General features: G+C 42.5%; 17 protein-coding genes. 6 read left to right on the top strand and 11 right to left on the bottom strand.

All coding sequences use genetic code 11. The annotated features are described in order from the left end of the window. Positions 1-148 precede the first annotated feature (148 nt). Both DWW52_RS12460 and DWW52_RS12455 read left to right on the top strand, forming a co-directional pair. Positions 149-1,165: an iron ABC transporter permease gene (locus DWW52_RS12460; protein WP_118715841.1), complete on the top strand. Its 1,017-nt coding sequence runs from the start codon at positions 149-151 to the stop codon at positions 1,163-1,165. A 1-nt stretch (position 1,166) separates the two neighbouring features. Then, positions 1,167-1,970, top strand: a complete 804-nt coding sequence (locus DWW52_RS12455; RefSeq protein WP_118715840.1) for an ABC transporter ATP-binding protein — start codon at positions 1,167-1,169, stop codon at positions 1,968-1,970. On the opposite strand, the gene DWW52_RS12450 is transcribed toward DWW52_RS12455, so the two are convergent. After that, positions 1,960-2,328 (bottom strand): DMT family protein, encoded by a 369-nt coding sequence (locus DWW52_RS12450; protein WP_118715839.1) that lies wholly within the window; start codon positions 2,326-2,328, stop codon positions 1,960-1,962. The genes DWW52_RS12455 and DWW52_RS12450 overlap by 11 nt on opposite strands. 111 nt (positions 2,329-2,439) lie before the next feature. Between DWW52_RS12450 and DWW52_RS12445 the strand changes: the two genes are divergently transcribed. Next, complete coding sequence (locus tag DWW52_RS12445; protein ID WP_118715961.1) at positions 2,440-3,276, top strand: AAA family ATPase; 837 nt, start codon at positions 2,440-2,442, stop codon at positions 3,274-3,276. Between the two features lie 173 nt (positions 3,277-3,449). Beyond that, entirely contained in the window at positions 3,450-4,403 is a 954-nt protein-coding gene (locus DWW52_RS12440) for a DUF4435 domain-containing protein (RefSeq protein WP_199691996.1), read from the top strand. Here DWW52_RS12440 and DWW52_RS12435 read toward each other — a convergent pair. Further along, entirely contained in the window at positions 4,400-5,668 is a 1,269-nt protein-coding gene (locus tag DWW52_RS12435) for a carboxypeptidase-like regulatory domain-containing protein (protein WP_118715838.1), read from the bottom strand. The genes DWW52_RS12440 and DWW52_RS12435 overlap by 4 nt on opposite strands. Further along, the gene (locus tag DWW52_RS12430) at positions 5,655-6,284 is read right to left on the bottom strand and encodes an RNA polymerase sigma factor (protein WP_233556883.1); all 630 of its coding nucleotides are present in this window, start codon (positions 6,282-6,284) and stop codon (positions 5,655-5,657) included. The genes DWW52_RS12435 and DWW52_RS12430 overlap by 14 nt, the downstream gene beginning before the upstream one ends. A gap of 61 nt (positions 6,285-6,345) precedes the next feature. On the opposite strand from DWW52_RS12430, the gene DWW52_RS12425 reads away from it, so the two are divergent. Continuing rightward, positions 6,346-8,199 carry a von Willebrand factor type A domain-containing protein gene (locus DWW52_RS12425; protein ID WP_118715837.1) on the top strand — a complete coding sequence of 618 codons (1,854 nt, stop codon included), beginning with the start codon at positions 6,346-6,348 and terminating at the stop codon, positions 8,197-8,199. 208 nt (positions 8,200-8,407) lie between these two features. Here the strand turns inward: DWW52_RS12425 and DWW52_RS12420 are convergent, their stop codons facing one another. Both DWW52_RS12420 and DWW52_RS12415 read right to left on the bottom strand, forming a co-directional pair. Further along, positions 8,408-9,097, bottom strand: coding sequence for a DUF4163 domain-containing protein (locus DWW52_RS12420; protein WP_118715836.1), 690 nt, complete (start codon positions 9,095-9,097; stop codon positions 8,408-8,410). Between the two features lie 210 nt (positions 9,098-9,307). After that, positions 9,308-9,988 (bottom strand): DUF4163 domain-containing protein, encoded by a 681-nt coding sequence (locus DWW52_RS12415; RefSeq protein WP_158582586.1) that lies wholly within the window; start codon positions 9,986-9,988, stop codon positions 9,308-9,310. 241 nt (positions 9,989-10,229) lie between these two features. On the opposite strand from DWW52_RS12415, the gene DWW52_RS12410 reads away from it, so the two are divergent. After that, the gene (locus DWW52_RS12410) at positions 10,230-11,297 is read left to right on the top strand and encodes a YhcG family protein (RefSeq protein ID WP_118715834.1); all 1,068 of its coding nucleotides are present in this window, start codon (positions 10,230-10,232) and stop codon (positions 11,295-11,297) included. Between the two features lie 62 nt (positions 11,298-11,359). Here DWW52_RS12410 and DWW52_RS12405 read toward each other — a convergent pair whose 3' ends face one another. The 6 genes from DWW52_RS12405 to DWW52_RS12380 are packed head-to-tail and all read right to left on the bottom strand — an operon-like array spanning position 11,360 to position 21,750. Next, entirely contained in the window at positions 11,360-14,167 is a 2,808-nt protein-coding gene (locus DWW52_RS12405; RefSeq protein ID WP_118715833.1) for a pitrilysin family protein, read from the bottom strand. A gap of 4 nt (positions 14,168-14,171) precedes the next feature. Next, a complete protein-coding gene (locus DWW52_RS12400) occupies positions 14,172-15,470 on the bottom strand; it encodes a thioredoxin family protein (RefSeq protein ID WP_118715832.1) in 1,299 nt (432 codons plus the stop codon). Between the two features lie 5 nt (positions 15,471-15,475). Beyond that, positions 15,476-15,901: a hypothetical protein gene (locus tag DWW52_RS12395; protein ID WP_118715831.1), complete on the bottom strand. Its 426-nt coding sequence runs from the start codon at positions 15,899-15,901 to the stop codon at positions 15,476-15,478. 17 nt (positions 15,902-15,918) lie between these two features. After that, a complete protein-coding gene (locus DWW52_RS12390) occupies positions 15,919-16,569 on the bottom strand; it encodes a hypothetical protein (RefSeq protein WP_148315366.1) in 651 nt (216 codons plus the stop codon). A gap of 13 nt (positions 16,570-16,582) precedes the next feature. Then, a complete protein-coding gene (locus DWW52_RS12385) occupies positions 16,583-18,235 on the bottom strand; it encodes a RagB/SusD family nutrient uptake outer membrane protein (protein ID WP_118715829.1) in 1,653 nt (550 codons plus the stop codon). Between the two features lie 2 nt (positions 18,236-18,237). Further along, positions 18,238-21,750, bottom strand: a complete 3,513-nt coding sequence (locus DWW52_RS12380; RefSeq protein ID WP_118715828.1) for a SusC/RagA family TonB-linked outer membrane protein — start codon at positions 21,748-21,750, stop codon at positions 18,238-18,240. Positions 21,751-21,807 lie beyond the last annotated feature (57 nt).

Raw genomic sequence — 21,807 nt, 5'->3', positions numbered from 1 at the left:
AACAAATAACGTTCATCTATTAGCAAGGGTTACACTTTTTCACCAAATAAAATCACACGCTACCGATAAGCCTCCACCGATTTCCAAGTTTAATCATTTTTTCGCATCTTTGCACGTCAAAGATCATTTATCACGAATAAAAATTCCCATGCGAGGAAAATATTACAAATGGATCGGTTTTCTGGTACTCCTGCTGGTACTCCTCATGGGAAGCATCCTTGCCGGGTTATGCTTCGGGGAAATACATTTCTCGTTCCGGGATCTGTTCGAATTATGGAATGGCGATCCCGAGGATGTCCGGTTGAATATCCTACGCCAACTGCGAGTTCCCCGTATCCTGCTCGGTCTTATCGTCGGTGGGGCATTAAGTCTTTCCGGTATTATCTTGCAAGGTATATTCCGTAACCCACTCGTGGAACCTTACACGCTGGGTATATCCGGGGGGGCGTCCGTGGCTGTCACCACGGCTATCGTTTTCTCACTACCCGCTCTTTACGGGAGTTTTATGCTACCGGTAGCCGGATTTATCGGGGCTTTGGTCACGATCTTCCTAGTTTACACGCTAGGCATTAAAAGAGGTAAAATCCGCATACAGACCTTACTCCTCACGGGAGTTATGATCAGTTTTATTTCCTCCTCTCTCATGCTCCTCATCATGTCGGTCACCAAGAGCGAGAATCTCCACGGCATTGTCTTCTGGATCATGGGTTCGTTGAATGAAACCGATCCCGTACTGATCACGCTGATCTCCGTGGTCTCACTTGTTGTCCTCGGGATAACTTTTCTTTATACCCCGATTCTCAACGCCATGCGATTAGGTTCCGAGAGAGCAATTCAACTGGGAGTAAACGCGGGGCAAGCCATAAGGGTCCTCTTCCTATTGAGTTCCCTGCTCACGGGAATGTGCGTGTCTATTGTCGGGGTCATCGGCTTTGTCGGGCTTATCATCCCACAACTCATGCGTTTTATAATTGGTTCTGATTTCCGGGTACTGATTCCCGCCTCTTTTCTCGGTGGAGGAATCTTCCTTATCCTGTCGGATATATTTGCCCGGACCATCATCGCCCCCAATGAACTCCCAATCGGAGTGATCACCGGAATCATTGGGGGGATCATATTCATTGCCGTCATGGGAAGTAGTAAAACCGCAAAAACATTGGAATGATATGGAGAACGCTATCGAAATAAAACACTTACAGGGTGGATACGGTCCAAAACTCACCATTCACGATATCACGTTCAACGTGCCCCGGGGAAAACTCACCTCCATTATCGGACCCAACGGGGCGGGAAAGACCACGTTGTTTCGCGCCATCACGGGTATGCTTCCCGTGAAAGAAGGTTCCATTCTCGTCAACGGGGAGGACTCTTCACGCATGACCCACAAACAACGGGCCCAAAAGTTGGCTATCGTCAACCAAACCGTGGAGGCTGATTTTATCTCTATCGAAGATTACGTGCTCATGGGTCGACTTCCCTATCATGCACCCTTGCAACTTTTCGAGAGCAAAGAAGATTACGCTATTGCCGAGGAAAGCATGAAATTAACAGGAATATGGAATAAACGAGAAAAAATGATGAACCGCCTGAGCGGGGGCGAACAACAACTGGCCGCTATCGCCCGGGCCCTCACACAACAAACCCAAATTCTCCTGCTGGATGAACCCACTTCACACCTGGATATTTCTCACCAGATGAGGATACTGAACCTCGTGCAACGCTTGAACCGGGAACGTGATCTCACCGTGTTGCTGATCATCCACGACTTGAATCTTTCCAGCGAATTCAGCGATCAACTGGTCATGTTGAAAGAGGGACGCATTCACACCACCGGAACTCCCGAAGAGGTGCTTACTTACGAGAATATCGAAACCGTGTATGATACGCTCGTTGTCACGCATTCCAACCCCCTTTCCGGTAAACCCTGCATATTTCCGGTGTCGGAGAAGCACCAGACACTCATTTCATAAACACGAAGTAAACAGCAAGCACCAAACAGACACACGCCGCCAAATGATTCCATTGGAATGTGACGCCCTTAAAAAATAACATCGAAAAGATGATAAAAATGGTCAGCGTGATGACTTCCTGAACCACTTTTAACTGCATCAGCGAGAAAGGGCCCCCGTTCCCGATAAATCCCAATCGATTCGCCGGAACTTGCGCACAATACTCGAACAAAGCGATACTCCACGAAAACAGGATCACGCCAAAAAGAGGCCAGTTATCTATCCACTTCATTTCCTGCAATTTCAAATGACCGTACCAGGCAAAAGTCATAAAGATATTTGAAACAATCAATAATAATATCGCATAAAGCCCTTGCATACTCTCTATATTTATCCGTTAAATGATTTTCAAAAACACCGCAAAAGTATAAATTTTATTACCTTTGTTGATAACGATTCAGATAAACTTTATCAAGTAAGTATCAGTGCCATGAAAGCAAATAAAATTCAGAAAATAGAGATTCGCAATATATGGGGAAAATATAATTTCCGGTGGGAAGGTCTTAACTCCGACGTGAATATCCTGACAGGTATCAACGGAAGCGGGAAAACCACGTTCTTCAACATTATCGACGCCCTGCTTTCTGCAGATATTAAACGATTGAAACTATACAATATCGAAGCCGAAGTTACCATTGACGGAAGCGACATCATCTACCGGAAAGATACCACGCTAACCACGGTAAAGCAAAAACTGGCCGGGGTGAATTACTTAAAAATAAGTACTTTCGACGTGCCTATCCGGGATCGCCGGAAAATGGGAAAAGAAGACAGTCCTCTGCTCAGCGAACTAAAAGAGATCGTGTACAGCGTGGGAGAGAACAACAACTCGTTTTCCGATTACCGCCTTCGAGCCACGAACTTTCCCGATCAGGCGGAAAAGATCAATCGTCGGATTCGCAAGTTTTATGACACGGTGAATCATTTGTTTGCCGGGACAGGCAAAACGATAGAAATTGACCCGATGAGCAACCAGCTCGTGTTCCGGGACGGGAACGAGATCATTCACTTGTACAAGCTCTCTTCCGGTGAAAAACAGTTGTTGATCATCCTGCTACGCGTGTTCCTCATGGACGAGCAGCCGTACATCCTACTCATGGACGAGCCGGAAATCTCGTTGCACATTGAATGGCAATACCGCCTTTTTGAAGAGATTCAAAAACTGAACCCGCGTTGCCAGATCATCACGTCCACCCACTCCCCGAGCCTTTTCGGTGACGGCTGGGGTGATAAACTCGTGTTTATCGAAGACTTATTGATTCAATAACCTTATTAATTTTAGATTTTAAATTTTAGATTTTAGATTTGATTCATTCTGTGACTTAGAGATTCTCGATTCTGTGATTCTTTTCATACTAAATTTCAAACTCTAAATTCTACATTCTTGAAATCAACAATCACAAAATCTATTTCACTTTTAGTTTTTAACTTTCATTTTTTATGTATCGTCCTCCCGTTTCCAAAGAAAAATATTACTACCACGCAGCCAAGAGATTCATGATGGACGCCCAACTGTTACGTTGTCGTGCAGCCATTCACGTGGAAGACAAAGATGATATTATTTTCTGGAGTTCCATATTCAAACATTTCCGCCCGAACGATCGGTTCCATTTTATCGCTGGCTCCCGTAACGAACGGGGACACGAAACGAGAGGCGTAACCCAATGCCTGAAATACGTCAAACACCTGAATCCCAAGTTCTTTATATGTATTGATAGCGACTACCGCTATTTGCTACAAGAACAAGGAATAGATATCAGACATTTCATTTTTCAAACCTACACCTACTCTTTCGAGAATCACCATTGTTACGATAAAGGCTTGAACGATCTCTGTTACCGGATCACGACATTACAGAATAACGTGTTTGATTTCCGGCAATTTTTGAAGGAGTATTCAAATATCGTGTACAAATTATTCTTGTGGCACCTTTATTTTCTCGTAGCCGATCCGAAACGATTTTCGATTGCCGAATTCAACGAATTGATCTCTTTTCAATGGCAACGCCGCCCGGATATCCGCCAAAACGGTCGTCATGAATTGAACAAACTGAAAGGGAAAATCGACGTGAAGCTTTCTCAGCTTCGGAAGAGTTATCCTAAGGCCGACCTCTCTATCCTGGAAAATAAATACAAGGATATAGGACTAACCCCCGACACCACGTATCTTTTTATCCGGGGACATAATATTTACGACATGGTTTACATGCTCAACCGGGAAGTATGCAAGAAAGTATTGCGGATGGCAAAGGATTCGTTCACGGGATCACAACCTCCTCACGTCAATCTTTTTGGTTACCGGAACAGTATTGACGATCAGATGAAAAAGAACCTGTACTTCGGGGCTTACCCCGCGATTCAAAAAATAGAAGAGGATATTCACGCTTTATTTTAGTCCTGACCGATTTTTTTCTCCGGCTCCACGATCGAAAGAACGGCCTTAGGCTTCTCCCCGTCTTTCCCGATGATGAAGCGCACGGTTGCATGTATTCTTATCCCGGAACGTGAATTTTCCCATTTGGGTCCCTGACTCAACAAACGGATCAGCTCTTTGTTGCATTCCTTTGAAAAACTATCTTGGATACGAATACGACTGGGCGTGTTCTTTTTATTCAAATCGAAAGAAAACGAAATCACGCCCTCATTATTTTTATCCAAATCTTCTTTCGGGTATTGTAAAGCTTTCTCCACATATTGATTGAACCGAATCACATCGAGCGGCGCAACAACAACATCTGTTTTATCCTCTAGGGCTGAAGCCTTCATTGTTGTAACCGCTCCTGCCACAATCTGTTTTTTTACCATCGAATAACCCGTCACAACGACTTCATCCAATCGTTCTTGCACATTTTCCATCTTTATCCGTACCTGTTCCCCGGCTTTCACATCACACCCCTGCGATTTCATCCCGATAAAATTAAAGGTCAAATGCGCCTTTGTTCCCGGAATTGTCAAACGGAAACGCCCCTCAGCATTTGTTGCTACACCTAAACTTGTTCCGGTTACCATTACCGTTACTCCGGGAAGAAGATTTCCCGCTTCATCCACCACCGTACCTTCCACCACATTCTCGGGAATGCTTGCCTTGCTCTTCATCAAAAGAATTGAATCCCGTTTTACGGAAACCCCTTGCACTTCATCAGCCATTTCGATTATTCCCATAGTTTCCACGACTTTATTCTCCCGAGTCGTATTTTGCTTCTGCCGTTGATACTCTTCAGCAAGCGGGGACTCAATTTTACCTAAAGAATCTTTCCCACCAAGTCCTATCGCCACAGAATTCTCCTTGCGTCCCACTTCAATCTGCTGTCCGTCTTCCAAAATAATGCCACGAGAGGGAGAAGAAAGTTGGGCAATCACGGGCTCCGTAAATTTGTCTTCGCTCTGAACGTACCATAACGTACCGCAAATTGCCAGTACCAGGATCGAAGCCGCCATGTAAAGCCACCCCCATCTTTTCTTCCGGGACAAACGAGCCCGTTCTTCCAACTGACGTTCCAAACGAATCAATCCGTCCATCGGATCGCCCGGTGTCGTCATCAATCCTTCCAATGCCTCAAACAGGAACGGATCGGACAAAGCTTCCCGCTCCAACCGATTGGCAGATCCTCCTTTCCGACTACCTCGAAGATATTCTTTTATGTCATCATTCCGTCCCATACGATCTTATTCCTTTACGTTCCAAACACATTTTCAAGTTTCGTTTTCCATTCTGGATGAAACTCTTCACCATTTTCAATGAAAACCCGGTTCGCTCTTCGACTTCCTTATAAGAAAGCTCATCCAAGAAGAAATGATTCACGCTGATACGTTGCTTTTCCGGAAGAGCCTCGATACATTCCTGCAACGCTCTTTCCCGTTCTTCATCCTCCCCTGTAATCGTAAGATGAAAATCATCGCAAAATTCCATAAAAGAATCGTCCAAAGAAACAGATAAATTTCGACTTCGCTTTCGAAGTTCCATCAGACAATAGTTCCGGACACACGTGTAAAGCCATGCTTTAAAAGATTCGATCTTTGTTTCTTTCACCTTTCCGATCAACTCCTCGAACAACTGCATGACAACATCTTGCGCATCTTCCGATCGTTTGAGATATTTCAACGCCACACCGTAAACGAGTGGCATATATCTCTTATAGACCTCCACCAGATACACTAATTCACCACCTGCACAATACTTATGCAGAAGTTCCTCGTCCGTTCTATTTCCCTGAACCTGATTCACATCCAAGCATTGATTTCTACAAATATACGAATTAAATAAATTTTCATTCAAATATTTATGGAATTTCTTTCCTCAAATCATCTTCATGTAAAATTAATTAAAAACAAGGCTTATGAAAACAAAACGACTTTTACAGAAAATATTATTGATCTTACCTTTAATGATAAGTATAAATATCATGACCTCCGCCCAAAAAATAGAAATCAACGGACAAGTCATTTGTAATGAAAGCAAAACACCGCTCCCCGGAGTTAGCGTGATTATTAAGAATACAGCGATCGGGGTCGTCACGAACACTTCCGGCAAATACACAATACAAGCACGAGTCGGAGATTACGTACAATTCAGCTTTATCGGGTACGAAACGAAAACGGTTAAAGTCCAAAAAGACTCTATCGTGAACGTCAGCTTAAAACCGGCTCTCGATCAACTAGAGGAAGTTGTGGTCACGGGATACATTCCGAAGAAAAAATATACAATAACCGGAGCCTGCACTCAAGTCAGCGGAAGTCCCATTTATCGTTCCCGATACCCGCAACCGATCCACGCGGAAGAATACAAGAACTTTAATCCAAATCATTTCCTCTTAGCTTTGGATAACCCGCTTTCCACATTCTCCATTGACGTGGATCAAGCCGCTTACTCTAACGTTCGGCGTTTTATTAACAACGGGACGCTTCCCCCGGTTGACGCCGTACGCACGGAAGAATTTCTGAATTATTTTACCTATGATTATCCTGCCCCGAAAGGCAAACATCCGGTAAGCATCACGACAGAAGTTTCCAGCGCTCCCTGGAATTCGCAACATAGATTAATACACATCGGTATCAAAGCGAAAGAAATTGCCCTGGAAAATCTCCCGGCTTCCAACCTCGTTTTCCTAATTGATGTCTCCGGTTCCATGTACGATCAGAATAAACTCCCCCTGTTAAAATCCTCCATGAAATTACTCGTACAACAACTCCGGTCACAAGATCAGGTAGCCATTGTCACCTATGCTAATAACACGAAAGAGTTACTCGCTTCAACTTCCGGGAACGAGAAAACAAAAATCATTGAAGCCATCGAGAGCTTACAAGCCAGCGGGGGAACTGCCGGGGGAGATGGTATTCAACGAGCTTATAAAGTAGCGGAAAAGAATTTCATAAAAGGAGGTAATAATCGTATCATTCTTGCCACAGACGGGGATTTTAATATTGGAATCTCTTCCCCGGACGAGCTGGAAAAAATGATTGAAACCAAACGAGCCACGGGAATTTACCTGACTGTACTAGGTTTCGGGATGGGCAATTACAAGGATAACCGGATTCAGGTTCTCGCGGAAAAAGGGAATGGGAATCACGCCTATATAGATAATCTACTGGAGGCGAAAAAAGTATTAGTCAACGAATTCGGGGGAACCCTTTTCACCGTGGCCAAAGACGTCAAGATTCAGGTCGAATTCAACCCCGCCCACGTACAGGCCTATCGCCTGATCGGATACGAAAGCCGGATGTTGGAGGACAAAGATTTTAATGATGACACGAAAGATGCCGGAGAAATGGGTTCCGGCCACAGCGTCACCGCATTATACGAGGTTATCCCCGTAGGCGTGAAAAGTAATATCGTGGGGGATATCGACCCCTTAAAATACCAAAAAGTCGAGAAGAACGAAAAGAGGACGTTAACAAATAGTCCGGAATTATTAACAGTAAAACTTCGTTACAAACAACCGAATGCTCTTACCAGTACAAAAATGGAAGTCGCTGTTCTCGACACGAAGACACCCTTAAACAAGAGCTCGGAGAATTTCCGTTTCTCTGCCGCCGTCGCTGGATTCGGGATGTTATTGCAAAACTCCGCGTACAAAAACGACTTGAACTTTGATCATGTTATTCAACTCGCCAAACAAGCGACGCACTACGATCCGGAAGGATACCGCAAAGAATTTATCCGGTTAGTGGAAAGTGCCGCATTGTTGCAATAAACAACATACGGTTACCCTCACAATCTACAAATAAAATGAAAGGATGTCTAGCAAGCTCATCAACCAAGACTACCCCCTCTAACCCCTCCTTACACAAGAGGGGAAACCGCTTGGTAATCATCCCTCCCCCTGTGTAAGGGGGAGTTGGAGGGGGTAGCCTTGGTTGATCGGCTTGCTAGACATCCTCTATTAAATATAAAAAACTACCTTACTTGATCAAAAGCTCCCCTTTTAATGCCGTTCTCGGCACTGTCACTTCAGCAATGCCACAAGCATAAGCTCCCAAAACATAGTGAGAATAGGTGAAACAAACCGATGTCGCATTAAAGTTAATAGCCGTCACTTCTTTCAGTGTCGGCTCCATCGTGAAACAATTTTCAGGATTCTTAAAATTAGCTTTCAATTGAGCATTGATCTGCGCTTCATTCGCGTAATTCAATATTTCTTGATTAGAAAGTAATTTCTGGTTTTTCACGTCATAGTTGAACGTGTAGAAATTCGTCATTCCGTGTGCACCTCCCGTAAAAATATAAGTCGTCAGGCGTACACTGATATACTGTTCGGTTGCCATGAAGACGCTGTCTTCCACCTGCAATTCGTATATCCATTCCGGACGTTCCATTTCATCCGCTTCAATGGAGCGGAAGAATTCCGTTGCATCCGCTTTTAAAGAATCCTGCAAATCACTCACGAATTTCTGAATTTCTCCGTTCAAGACCTCGCAACTTTTGTTCAAAGCTGCATCAACAGACGAGAACATCGAACGATTCACGTTAATGTCCCAATTCTCAGATTTCGCTGTCGTTTTCTCCTTTTTCACGTCCAAGTTCTGGACTTTCGGCTGGCATCCTGCAAAGGCAAATGCCACTAAAATCGCCATAATCAATGTACTTCTCATAGTGTGTTTGTTTTTGTGTGTTATGACAAATGTATTAAATTAAAACATCACTTGATATATGGATTTCATTATTTTTAATTATTTCCCCTCCGATTGATACGAAGCTATGAAAAAATTTATCAAAGGAACAGACTAACAGATAAATATTGTATTCAAAAAAAGGGCGACCCTTTCGGATCACCCTCAATCTCCCCTACAAATCTCCCTATTCTATTTCAACAATAAATCACCTTTCAACAACATGCGAGGTACCAATATTTCGGCTGCACCACAATAGTGAGCACCCAAAACCAGCGGGTTGTACGTGAAATACATATCACTTCCCGTAAAATTTACCGTGGTAACATTTGCCAGGGTCGGTACTTCCGTAAAACAATTATCCGGATTTTTGAAACTCTTCTGAATCTGCTTATCAATCTCCGCACTCTTGTCATAGTTCAATATCTCTTGGGATGTCAAGAATTTTTTATCTTTCAGACTATAATTAAACGCGTAATATTCCGTCAACCCGTTAGCACCTCCCGTCAAAGTATATACAGACAAACGAACGCTGATATAATGATGATCAGCCATAAACACGCTGTCCTTTATATCCAGTTCGAACGGAAGCATCGGTTCTTCTTTCATCTCCTGAGCTTTTTGCACGTACTCTTTCACCTGTGTTTTTAAGTCATTTTGCAAACTATCAATCAATCGAACAATTCGCCCGTTCACGACTTTACATTCCTGATCCACCTCTACTTTCTGGGAAGTAAACACCGGGTATTCCACCGTGATATCAAACTCGTTTGTCTTATGAGACAAAAAATCTTCCCCGACCTTTACCGTGACTTCCTGGCATCCGACAAATACAAATGATAGCAACACGGCTATAAAAGTACAACTTCTCATATCTCTTTTCATTTTCAATTTCTGCTTTATATACGGAGCCCCGAAACAAAGGTTCGACTTTAAGCGAAAAAAAGCTGCCCGAGACGGTCACAAATAACACCTCAAATTTTATAAGTAACAAATCACCACTCCAAACAAAAATACAACTACATAGCCTTTATTACATCTTTTTATTATTTTTGTATAAGTAACCAATAACCAGAGACTACAAAAAAGATAAAATAGTTAATATCAAGGAATAATGAAAAATACAACAACTGCTTTACCTGAAGAAAATAGTTTATACACAGATATATGCAAAATAATCGACAACACACGTACACGTGTAGCAACTTACTTGAATACCGAAATATGTCTTACGAATTGGCATATCGGAAAACGAATTAAAGAAGATATACTTTATAATCAGCGTGCAGAGTATGGCAAACAAATTATAAAGCGATTGGGAGAACGCCTAACTGAAAAATATGGTAGCGGTTGGAGTTTTCATAAGCTCCAACATTGTGTACGCGCCGCGTACACTTTTTCAGAAGAAGAGATTATGTACGCTCTGCGTACACAATTAACATGGACTCATTTACGTTCTTTAATGGGCGTTAAAGATGAATTAGCTCGCTCATTTTATATAGAAATGTGTCATATTGAACATTGGGACACTCGTACTTTAGACAAAAAAATAGAGGGACAACTATATGAAAGAACTGCTATTAGCCGAAAACCCGAGAATATAATAAAAAATGAACTAGCCCAAGTAAAAACAACAAATCAACTTCTACCAGATCTGGTATTCCGCAGTAGTTATTTCTTAGATATGCTTGGCTTACCTGATAGCTTCTCTGAAAAAGATTTGGAATCTGCAATTATTACACAGATACAACAATTCATCAATGAATTAGGAACAGACTTTGCTTTCCTAAGTCGACAAAAGCGCATTACAGTAGACTCCATTGATTATTACATTGACTTACTTTTTTTCCATCGCGGACTTCGTCGTTTAGTTGCGATTGATTTAAAACTCGGCAAATTCAAACCCGAATACGAGGGACAGATGCTACTTTATCTCCGATATTTAAACAAGAATGAACGCAAACAAAATGAAGAATCTCCTATAGGCCTTATACTTTGTTCAGAAGGAAACACGGAACATATTGAGTATCTTATGCTAGACGAAGAAAGTCCTGTTAAAGTGGCACAATACTACACCCAATTACCCGACAAACAACTTCTTTCAGAAAAGTTACAACGTGCTATAGCTATTGCGAAAGAACATTATATGGAACAACAGTCAAACAACGAAAAAAAAGAATAAATATCCAACAAGAAAGAGGCCGTCGCAAGACAGCCTCTTTCCACAACCACACACCCTCACTACTAATTTTCCCAGTCAGACAGAGGATTGACCTCTTCCGACTTTATTACCCAATCTCTTAACTTCACGTTTTTCAAGAACTTTCGTGCCACGTTACGAATATCTTCCACGGTAATACTTTCAATCGTTTTATTAAAAATCTTATGATCCGTGATATCAGTTCCGTATTCGGCATAGTTATTCAACACGCTCATCCAGTAATCCACGCCTATATTCTCGTCGGCCTGGGCCTGACCGCGTTTGATAGAAATTAATATCGGAGTCAATTCACTTTCCACGAAAAATTCGTTTTTACTCTTTTCCAATTCCGAGAAAATAATCTCTTTCATGGACTCCACTTTATCCCGCTGGGTATCGAAGCCAATCATTAACGTGGCCTTACGATAAGGGAAAGTCATGCTATTCACATCAACATTCACCCCGTAAGTGGCACCTTCTTGTTCCCGCACGATCGAGAAGAAACGATTACGCAACATCTGCCCCCAGATATTCAACGCCAACTGCTCTTTATCCGAAAATTTAGCGTCATTTTCCAAGGCGATATTCACCATACCCTTATCTCCCGGCATCTGAACCTTGAATTCCCGGGCCAGTGTGTCAACATCAACATCATAATTACGAATGATATATTTCTCCACTTTTCCCTTACGTGAAGGTAGAGCCCCGATATACTCGCTTGTCAGACGGACCGCCTCGTCCCGGCCAATATCTCCCACGATGCAGAAAACAAACTCTTTGGCATTCGAGAATCGTTCCCGGTAAAGCGGTTCCAACCGTTCGAAATTCATCTTGTCAAAATAAGCGCCTCCTAAATCCCGGTTGCGTTCATCCTCCCGGACAGTCAATTTCCGGATAGAATCCTGTACCAAGTCTTGCGGAGTCTGGCGGCGATTCTCGTACATGTATCTAGCACGTTCCACGTACTTGTCAAACGCCTGTTTCTCAAAACGAGGTTGCTCGAACATCAAGTAGAACAACTGGAACAACAACTCGGCATTATCCACCTTCGTACTTCCCCCGAATCCTTCCGTGTAATCCCCAATCATCATGTTCAATCGCACTTGTTTCCCTTGCACGAGTTCCTTCAGCGTGTTCAGGTCATACTTGTACAAACCGGACTTCATGGTCAACGCCTGCATAGCTGTTAAGGTGGGCAAATCCTCGGTTGCAACAACCGAACGACCGCCATGACTACTACACGCCATCGAGAAGAACCCGTGTCCCTCTTCCACGTATTTATAGAACACTCTAGCACCATTCGAAAGCGTCCACTCTTCCGCCTTGAAACGATCCAGTTTCTTCACTTTTTTAATCGTCCCCGCTTGTAGTCCCAAGTCAAATCCTGCCGGAATCTCATGTTCAACAACTTCGGGAGTCAAGTCCTTTTCACCAACCTTTGCCATGATATCCAACACCTGTTCTTTCGTCAGGTACTTGTAATCCTTATCATTACCGGACACCACGACTACCCGGCTCGTGTCTGAAGCCCACGAGCGAACCCAGGCATTCATATCTTCGGTAGTTATTTCCAACAACGCCTCTTTCAACAAATCCAACTCTTCTTTTTGGTCATGAAACGGGGTTCCGCTCAGGAAATTCGCCTGAAATACATTCACGTAATACGGGTTACTCTCCTTCTCCACGGCACTCTCCATTTTCTGCAATTCTTGGAAAATGGATTCCTGCACCCGTTCCACCTCACTATCGGTGAAACCGAAACGACAGATCTCTTCCCACACGCTCCACACCTGTTCAAAAGCCTCCGCATCTTGATTTTTATACGGGACCACGTCTATCGAGAACCCGTTGTAATTCCGCACGAATGTCCCGAATTCAGCCGACGCACTCAAAAACTTTTCCCGGTTAGCATTCACGATACGAGACAAACGTTGTCCCCAGATGGCATTAAAGATCCGGGCCTTGAACGAGTAAGATTTACGTCCCACTTCATCCAAATCCGTCACCCGGTGTACCCGTTGGTGATAGGAAATCATTTTAGACGGGTTCTCTTCATCCAAAATCAACATGTAATCCATGTCCGCCCGATCGGGAACCTCCACCTCGTAACGTTCCCGCGGATTCTCCCGGGCAGGGATTTGCCCGAACAGCTCTCTAACTTGTTTCTCGTACTCCACCTCATCAACATCTCCCACCACGATCACGCACTGCAGATCGGGACGATACCATTTGTGATAGAACTCCCGTAACACGTCATACGGGAAACTTTTCAACAACTCCACGGAGCCGATCACGTTACGCCGGGCATATTTCGTGTGATTATACACCACGGGAGCCGATCCCTCCTGTAAACGTCGCCCCACGTTATAATGACTTCTCCACTCCTCGATAATCACACCCCGCTCGTCATCAATATCCTTGTCTTTCAACAAAATCTCGCTACACCAGTCTTTCACGATAAACATACACGTGTCCACCAATCCCCGGTTAACCGTGGGAACATCCTCTATATTATACACGGTTTGATTAACTCCCGTACGTGCGTTAAAAGTAAAAATACCTTTCCCCCGCAAATAAGGCATCACGCCTTCCGGGAAATGAGTTGTCCCGTTAAACGCCATGTGTTCCAAGAAATGGGCCAACCCGTTCTCGTGATCCTCTTCCAAAATGGAACCCACGTTCTGCACCAGGTAAAAACTCACCCGTCCCGGTTCCGCCTTGGAATGCTTCACGTAATAGGTCATCCCGTTCTCCAACTTCCCGTGACGCAATCCCTCCATTCCCTCCTGGGCGATCAAAGGAGTGAAAGCCGCGACAAAGAAAACAATAAATGTAATAAACAATCCCCTCATACCGTTATTTTGCTAATTCTAACGCCTCCAATTTACGCTTCATAATCATCTGAATCTGTGCCGAACGCATCTTGTTCTCAATCTGCAACGCCTCCATGTATCCTTGATTATAAGCCTCTTTTGCTTTATCAAATTGCTTTAAAGCCTTATAAGTATCTCCCAACATAGTTACAAAATTGATCCTATCAATCAATCCCGTCCCCTCGTATTGCATGGCTTTCACTAGCCAATCCTTCACCTGCCCCAATTGCTCGTCATTCAATTTACCCTTACTCATGACGTACATGTTTTGAGCGATCTCCCCGTAATCATTCGCGCCAACCTGTTCTCCCAAAGCAGCAATATATTTGTTCATCAATTGAACATAAGAATCCACATCTTTTTTGTAAGACAACAAATACATCCCGTCATAGTAATACTTGAACTTCTCGTAAGGAGTCAATGTTCCCGTGGGCATAATGGCATAAGCTGCTTCCAGATCACCATTAATCCTCTCCAGATACTTCTTGTACTCATTCTTACCGGCCTTCGCCAATTGTTCAATAACCGCGTTATTATATTCCACCATCAAGATACCGGGAGCCTCACCCAGCTTATTCATGTAAGTTTCTAGGTTTTTAGCGATAAATTCCATCACGGCATCATCCTTCACGTTCTTTTTATTAAACGCCTGCACGATCTGCAAATCCTCCTTGTTGATGAAATCCGGTCCCATTTTCGTTTTAGCATACTCGGCATACAATTTATCAATCCGCACGATCCATTTCTGGGCTTCCATACCTTGCATACTTCCGACTTCTTCCGGTGCTTGTTTCAAAACCAGTTGCATATCGGCTAAATCCTTTTTAGATTTCGCCCGGTCATACAATTTCGTAAAACTTAATTGTTCACCGCAAGCCACTTTAGCACCATTCAAGAAGTCCGCCTTTTCACGAGCCCCAGCTAAACGTGATGCAACCGTGGCATCCGGTTTGAAAAATATCAATGTCGGCAATACCGTCACGTTGTATTTTTCAGCAGTCTCTTTCTGCCATCCGGCCTTTTCCACGTCAATCTGCATACAAACAAATTTATCGTTCATAAACTTCCCGACTTCCTCGTCTACAAATACTTTTTCAGCCATCTGCTTGCAAGGCCCACACCACACGGCGTAAAAATCAACAAACACCAATTTTTTCTCTTGTTTCGCTTTCGTTAAAGCCTCATCGAAAGTCCCTTTGAAAAACTGAATTCCCTGTCCGTTACTGGATACACTCCACCCCATAAGAAGGGTGAAGCATATCATCATGAAATATTTTCTCATTCTATTTATTTTATAATAAATGTAAATACATCTGGTAAAATTGCAGAATAATCTTCGTTATTTACCTTCAATGTCACCATATAGCGTCCCTTGGGAGCTGCAGGTTTCAACGGAACTTCCATTTTACCACACCCGCGCACAACCAATTCTTCACCGAACACTTTTGCATCTGCTACCGTCCCGTCAAGAGCTTTCACACTAACCAATTTATATTGCATGGGGTCTGTTCCCAAAACTCCACTAATAATATTCGTCACCCAAGGAGCATTATTTGCTTTTCGATTCTCATCATATTGATCATCACCCAAAACAGTTCGAATAATTAATGAATCTGGAAAATACTCCGCACCATCTGTCTGTAAATACCCAATTTTAACATTATTACACGCGCAAAATGCTAAAACTACCATTAATATAAAAAATTGTCTCATACTTTGCATTTTGATAATTAAAGCTGTCCTAACGTAAATCCATAAGCCAGAGAATGAACAATTCCATTCGTCGGTTCGATGTCTGTAGAAGCGACATCAATACTTGTCGAATAATTGAGTCCGCCCCTGACATATAATCTTATAGCTCCAGTTTCCGGAACACCATTAAAAGTTTCCCGGAAAGAGAAAACTCGGAACGTATTATCTGCAGCTCCGGTAAAAATGATTCCGGATTCTTTGTCTCCACTCGTTCCCATAGGAATATCTTCCACTTCATATTTTCCTTTCACGAGATGGCTTAAGATCAATTTCTTACATTTTTCAACACCCTCTCCATCCACCACTTCCTTCATGGAATGATATTTATACGTGACAATCCCCATATCATTATATGATTTGAAAGAATACATCCATCTACGAATGGAATGATTGGGGGGCCCGAAAAAAGTAACGGTTTCATACCCTTCTTTCTCACCCGTGAAATATTCCTCCAAACCCATATAATCAACCAACACCAATAAAGAATCCCAATCATAAGTATTCGAGTGAAAATACTCGTACATATTTCCCGAATACTTTTTTTGAGCCAAACCTGTATCTATCGAGTTATACTTCGTACATCCCACGACCATAGATACCAGTAATCCTAATAATATAATTTGTTTCATATCTCGTCTCTGGTTAATTCATATATTGAGCCCAATATATATTCTGTCTCAATAAGTTATTTAATTCAAATGCATTTGTACAAATCGGGAAAAATATCGCTCCATTCTTCACATCCTGATGTGTAAGTTTCTGGAAATCACTTGGCAAATAAGTATTAATATATTCCATTCCATTACGTACAATATCAAAGAAACGTTGACCTTCCATCAGCAATTCACGTTCACGCTCGTGGAAAATAGCATATTTCAATCCTTTCTCATCCCCACCACTACCAGGATAAGCATTCACGTTATTATACCCCCGAATTTCATTCAAATCCGCCTCGGCCAAACCATTTTCTCCAATTTTAGCATAACACTCTGCACGTAACAAATAAATATCAGCTAATCTCCAGTAAGAATAATTAGATTTTACAGCGATCAATTTAGATATCCATGGAAAATCTGCATCCACTTCTGTTATCGCCTTCCGCCATTTATAAGGATATGCATAGCCTCCCGTTATTTCAGTAATACTATCCCGATAGTGTTTAACTTTTACAGCTATCGTATCCCTAATCGCTTCCGGGTCCGTCATCCCCTCCGTCCATTTATCTTTAATCTCTATGACATCAAGACTATATTTTTTATAATCTTTAAAATAAGCATCCTTCCTAAGATCCAATGTATCATACAATTGTTTGATAGTCGTGTATGCTATTTTCGAATCTGCATACTTTTGATCCGATTCAGACACCCCAGGATCAACAGGATATCCGATTAACGGTCTCCCGACAAGATAGACAGAAGAAATATAATCCTTCTGCATATCCAACGTGAATTCCCAGATAGATTCAGGATTTTCCTTTGTTATATCCGAAAATAACTGGCATAATTCTTCCGGATTACGAATAAGACTATAAGCTCCCGCTTCCCCTTTAATCAAATGGGATGAATACTCGATCGCTTTATCATAGCACTCTCTCGAATTCCCAGCCAATTCCATCAAATCTATCATACTCCCCTTCCAAGCGTACGCGTGAGCCAGCAAAGCGCAAGCAGCTCCTTTACTTCCGAATTGTTTGGATTTAATAACGGCACCAGACCGATCAACTACGGATCCATAAACAGGTAAAGCATTATACGCCCTTGTTGCATTTGCAATAACCGTATCTAACACTTCCAAAAGCGGTTTCTTCCCGTAAACCTCACTAGAAGAACTATTTCTCGTGATCGTAACTTCCCCCCAACGACGGGCTAGGAAAAAATATCCGATCGCTTTACCAAAGTAAGCTTGTGCTTTATAATAAGCAATTCGTTCCGGCGTCACTTGCACTTCCGCCTTGTGAATATTGTCCAGTAATACATTCGCCATGTACACGACCCAATATGTTTGCCCCCAATCTGTTGCTATCGAACCGACAGCAGGACTTCCCACGATGGAAGAAGGAGACCAAATATAATCGCGTTTAGTGCTAGGCTCCATAATCAACCCAGCATTCTCTTGCACATGTTGCTCCATGATACGATCATGGATAAAACTTTGCAACTGGTATAACGTTACCTCCAAATCCTGCTCGTTTTTATAAAAATTATCAAAACTAACCAGGGTTTCCGGTTCCACGTCCAAAAGACTATCACACGAGGAAAAAAGCCCGATTAATAGGATATAAAGAATCTTCTTCATAATTAAAATTTTACAGTTAATCCTAATGTTAATTTCCTTGATGTCGGATAAGTGGTCATATTATCAATCCCGGTCATAACATCCACGTTCTCTGGATCAAGACCCGAATAATTAGACAACAAGAATAAATTCTCACCCGTGAAAAACACTCGTATACCTTGCAGATAACATTTTCTCGCCCATTCTGCCGGAAGATTATACCCCACGGTCAATTGTTTCAAACGAATGAAATTCACCGTTTCAATATTGGAATCAACTAACCCGTCAAATTGTCCTTTATTATAATAATAAACAGAACTCATCACCGGATAATCCGATTGATCGCCCTCTTTTTCCCAGAAAGACACGTTCCGATAATCTTCAAATACAGCCCCCAAACCCATCGGATTAAAATTCAACGCCCCTTTTCTAAATGCATTAATCATTTTCCTTCCCAAAGAATAGCTAAACAAAAGATTCAAATCAAATCCTTTCCAGGTTATCTCGCTGGCAATACCACCATAAGCCTTGGGCAAAGTCGAACCGGCAAAATACAAATCTTCATCCGCGATCACGCCATCTCCATTCAAATCCGCAAGCATATGCATTCCGGGTCGTGTCGGATTGGCCATACCGCCAACTCCCAGATATCGGGGATTTCCTTGACTATCCCAGGTTATCGGCACTTCGTTTGCATTCTGCACGTATCCCAAATCCTTATAAACTTGCAACTCGTTAGCGGAACGTCCGATCACGTACTTACCATCAATATCTACTCCCGTGTAAGTTTTTTCCAGACGATTCCAATTTCGGGAGATATTAAAACGCGCCCGCCATTTTACTTCCGTGTTTCGCAATATATCCAATTGAGCTTCCAATTCAACTCCTTCATTCGAAATCTCCACGGCATTATCCCACATGGTTTTGTGGAAATAAACGGTCCCAGGTAACTGAACTTCCCAAAGTAACGACTTCGTGTATTTATAGTAATAATCAAATTTAAACTTAAATCGATAATCAAACAAATCCATATCCAAACCCAAATCATACTGATTCGATTTTTCCCATGTCAAATTTCTATTTTCCATTTGAGTCGGCATCAATCCAGTAACACCCAAGAAAGAACTACCTACATCTATTATCCCCTGAGCTAAATAAGGATCCAAGAATGTCTGCCCCGAAGTTCCCCATGAACCACGAATTTTCCCATGACTTAACCACCAGAAATTTTTCATAAATGCTTCATCCGAGAAATTCCATCCCAAAGCAATTGACGGGAAAGTCGCCCAACGTACATCTTTCCCGAACACGGAAGAACCATCCCGACGCAGGGTTAATTCAATCAAATATTTCCGATCAAAATTATAAGCAACACGACCGAAATAACTGACCATTTTCTGTTCTTTAAACCCGGAATTAAACGACTGCATGGCCGTCATCGTGCCATTCAAATCTTTTATTGTAGGCATTCCTTCCACCACATAGTGAATATAATCACTCGGAGATCCTTTACCACTTCCGGCCAAATCGTTAGAAGATTGACGAGTATAAGAAAAACCGAACAACCAGTCAAAATTATGACGTTCTTTCAAACTAAAATTATAATGCAACAACTCTTCTGTCTGGAAATACATCGAACCATTCATCCGTCCCTCTGACTTACTCAAACCATAATTAGCATCCATGATGCTCGGCTCGAAACGATTCACTTGTGCCTGTGAATAATCAGCTCCCACGGTAGCAGAAAGTTCCAACCCGGAAATAATCTGGTAAGCCAGACGCACATTAGCCCGGATATTGAAATTGTATTTCTTTTCAGACACATCATTTATATACTTAAACATCTGATCATAAGCTGCCCCTGAACTCGGTAATAAAGTAGGAGTTCCTTTCGGGTTAACAGTCATGTAAGCGATCTTCGTTGATCCTAATCCCCCGCCAGACATACTCATATCGGAGTACGACAAAGACAACCGGGTATCCATTGTCAAATTCTTACGCGGGACAAAATTCAAATTCGAAATCAAATTCACCCGGGAAAATTCAGACCCGACATTGATCCCCTCTTCGTTATACCATCCGGCACCGACCATGTATTTTACACGTTCTGTTCCCCCCGAAGCCTGAACGTTCGCATTTAAAGTCTTTCCCGTCTGGAACACATATTTCCACCAGTTCGTAGAATTATTATAAAAAGGATTCAAACTATCCTGCAATTGTGGAAGTAAAGGAACTTTGCCGGACTCCTCCCAAGTGGAAGAAACCCCGTTCTTCCAGAAGAAATCATACATCCCGTTGGTTCCAATGGTCTCATCCATTGAAGTCGGCCATTTTATCAGATTTGTTTGCCGATCAGAATATCCCGTAATAGCATATTTAGCCGCGTACAACCACCATTGACGCTCCCCGTTTCCTTGTATCTGCACGGGAGTCTCCGGCAACCAAGTCCACGAGTAAGAAGCATTCGCTTGGAAAGTAGCTTTCCCTTCTTTACCATGTTTCGTTGTAATCAATATAACTCCATTACTTGCCCGAGAACCGTAAATAGCAGCAGACGCAGCATCTTTCAAAACTTCAACCGACTCGATTGTCATCGGGTCAATCTCCGCCAATGTATTTGTTCCCGTTAAAGGAGAAGTAAATGACTGGATCGGCACCCCATCCACCACGTACAAAGGAGTATTATCACTAATACCATTCTGCATCAATGTATTATATCCCCGGATAGCAATACGCGTACCTCCACCTCCGGGAGCACCGGAAACATTATTCACCTCGACTCCCGCCATATGACCTTGCAACAAGTTCTCCAAACTAGCAGACGGAACTTCCTCCAAATCTTTAGCTTTCACAGTGGACACGGAACTGATTAACTCTTTCTTATTTCTCTCGCCATAAGCAATTACCGTTACCTCGTCCAAATCCGAAGACTCTTCTTTCATCTTCACGATCAACTCGTCCCCCGCTTTAAAAACTTTTGTCTCCATCTTAAAACCGACAAAAGAGAAAATTAATTTACCGGATGCCACGGGTAATGTCAAGGAAAACAACCCCGACGCATCAGTAGCACACCCGACTGTCGTGCTATCCAGACGGATCGTTACCCCCGGTAGAGGTAAATTCTTCTCATCGACCACTTTCCCTTTCACGACATACTTTTTAACCTCTTTCTCGTCATCTCTCGCGACAGACGGTTTCACGATAATCACATTCCCCTCGAACATGAATTCCAAACGGGGAAACACACGTTTCAACAAAACATCTACACTTTCGTCCTTCGCGGAAACCGAGATTTTGTTGTATGAAATCAAATCCGCATCATTGTACACGAAATACAGATTTGTCTCTTTCTGAATCTCTTTAAATAGTTCCATCGCACCAACATTTTTCACGTCCAATGTTACCCGCTGTTGTTGCGAGAAACTATTGGCAGAAATTGTCATGCTGGTCATTGTCATCAAAATAAATAATAACCTCATGATTTTCAATAAACTCTTTTTACCATAGAAATAGTAAAAACTTTGGTTTTTTTTCATACATTTGATTTTTGAATTAAAACTACTTGGGCAAACAGGGTCGAATTTGTTTGCTCA

The sequence above is a fragment of the Odoribacter sp. AF15-53 genome, assembly GCF_003479425.1.
GTDB lineage: Bacteria > Bacteroidota > Bacteroidia > Bacteroidales > Marinifilaceae > Butyricimonas.
This window is presented reverse-complemented; position numbering and strand designations above follow the sequence as displayed.

Excerpts from the sequence above, each read along its gene's own strand:
- DWW52_RS12460 (WP_118715841.1), top strand. The coding sequence starts at position 149 with ATGCGAGGAAAATATTACAAATGGATCGGTTTTCTGGTACTCCTGCTG.
- DWW52_RS12455 (WP_118715840.1), top strand. The coding sequence starts at position 1,167 with ATGGAGAACGCTATCGAAATAAAACACTTACAGGGTGGATACGGTCCA.
- DWW52_RS12450 (WP_118715839.1), bottom strand. The coding sequence starts at position 2,328 with ATGCAAGGGCTTTATGCGATATTATTATTGATTGTTTCAAATATCTTT.
- DWW52_RS12445 (WP_118715961.1), top strand. The coding sequence starts at position 2,440 with ATGAAAGCAAATAAAATTCAGAAAATAGAGATTCGCAATATATGGGGA.
- DWW52_RS12440 (WP_199691996.1), top strand. The coding sequence starts at position 3,450 with ATGTATCGTCCTCCCGTTTCCAAAGAAAAATATTACTACCACGCAGCC.
- DWW52_RS12435 (WP_118715838.1), bottom strand. The coding sequence starts at position 5,668 with ATGGGACGGAATGATGACATAAAAGAATATCTTCGAGGTAGTCGGAAA.
- DWW52_RS12425 (WP_118715837.1), top strand. The coding sequence starts at position 6,346 with ATGAAAACAAAACGACTTTTACAGAAAATATTATTGATCTTACCTTTA.
- DWW52_RS12420 (WP_118715836.1), bottom strand. The coding sequence starts at position 9,097 with ATGAGAAGTACATTGATTATGGCGATTTTAGTGGCATTTGCCTTTGCA.
- DWW52_RS12415 (WP_158582586.1), bottom strand. The coding sequence starts at position 9,988 with ATGAGAAGTTGTACTTTTATAGCCGTGTTGCTATCATTTGTATTTGTC.
- DWW52_RS12410 (WP_118715834.1), top strand. The coding sequence starts at position 10,230 with ATGAAAAATACAACAACTGCTTTACCTGAAGAAAATAGTTTATACACA.
- DWW52_RS12405 (WP_118715833.1), bottom strand. The coding sequence starts at position 14,167 with ATGAGGGGATTGTTTATTACATTTATTGTTTTCTTTGTCGCGGCTTTC.
- DWW52_RS12400 (WP_118715832.1), bottom strand. The coding sequence starts at position 15,470 with ATGAGAAAATATTTCATGATGATATGCTTCACCCTTCTTATGGGGTGG.
- DWW52_RS12395 (WP_118715831.1), bottom strand. The coding sequence starts at position 15,901 with ATGAGACAATTTTTTATATTAATGGTAGTTTTAGCATTTTGCGCGTGT.
- DWW52_RS12390 (WP_148315366.1), bottom strand. The coding sequence starts at position 16,569 with ATGAAACAAATTATATTATTAGGATTACTGGTATCTATGGTCGTGGGA.
- DWW52_RS12385 (WP_118715829.1), bottom strand. The coding sequence starts at position 18,235 with ATGAAGAAGATTCTTTATATCCTATTAATCGGGCTTTTTTCCTCGTGT.
- DWW52_RS12380 (WP_118715828.1), bottom strand. The coding sequence starts at position 21,750 with ATGAAAAAAAACCAAAGTTTTTACTATTTCTATGGTAAAAAGAGTTTA.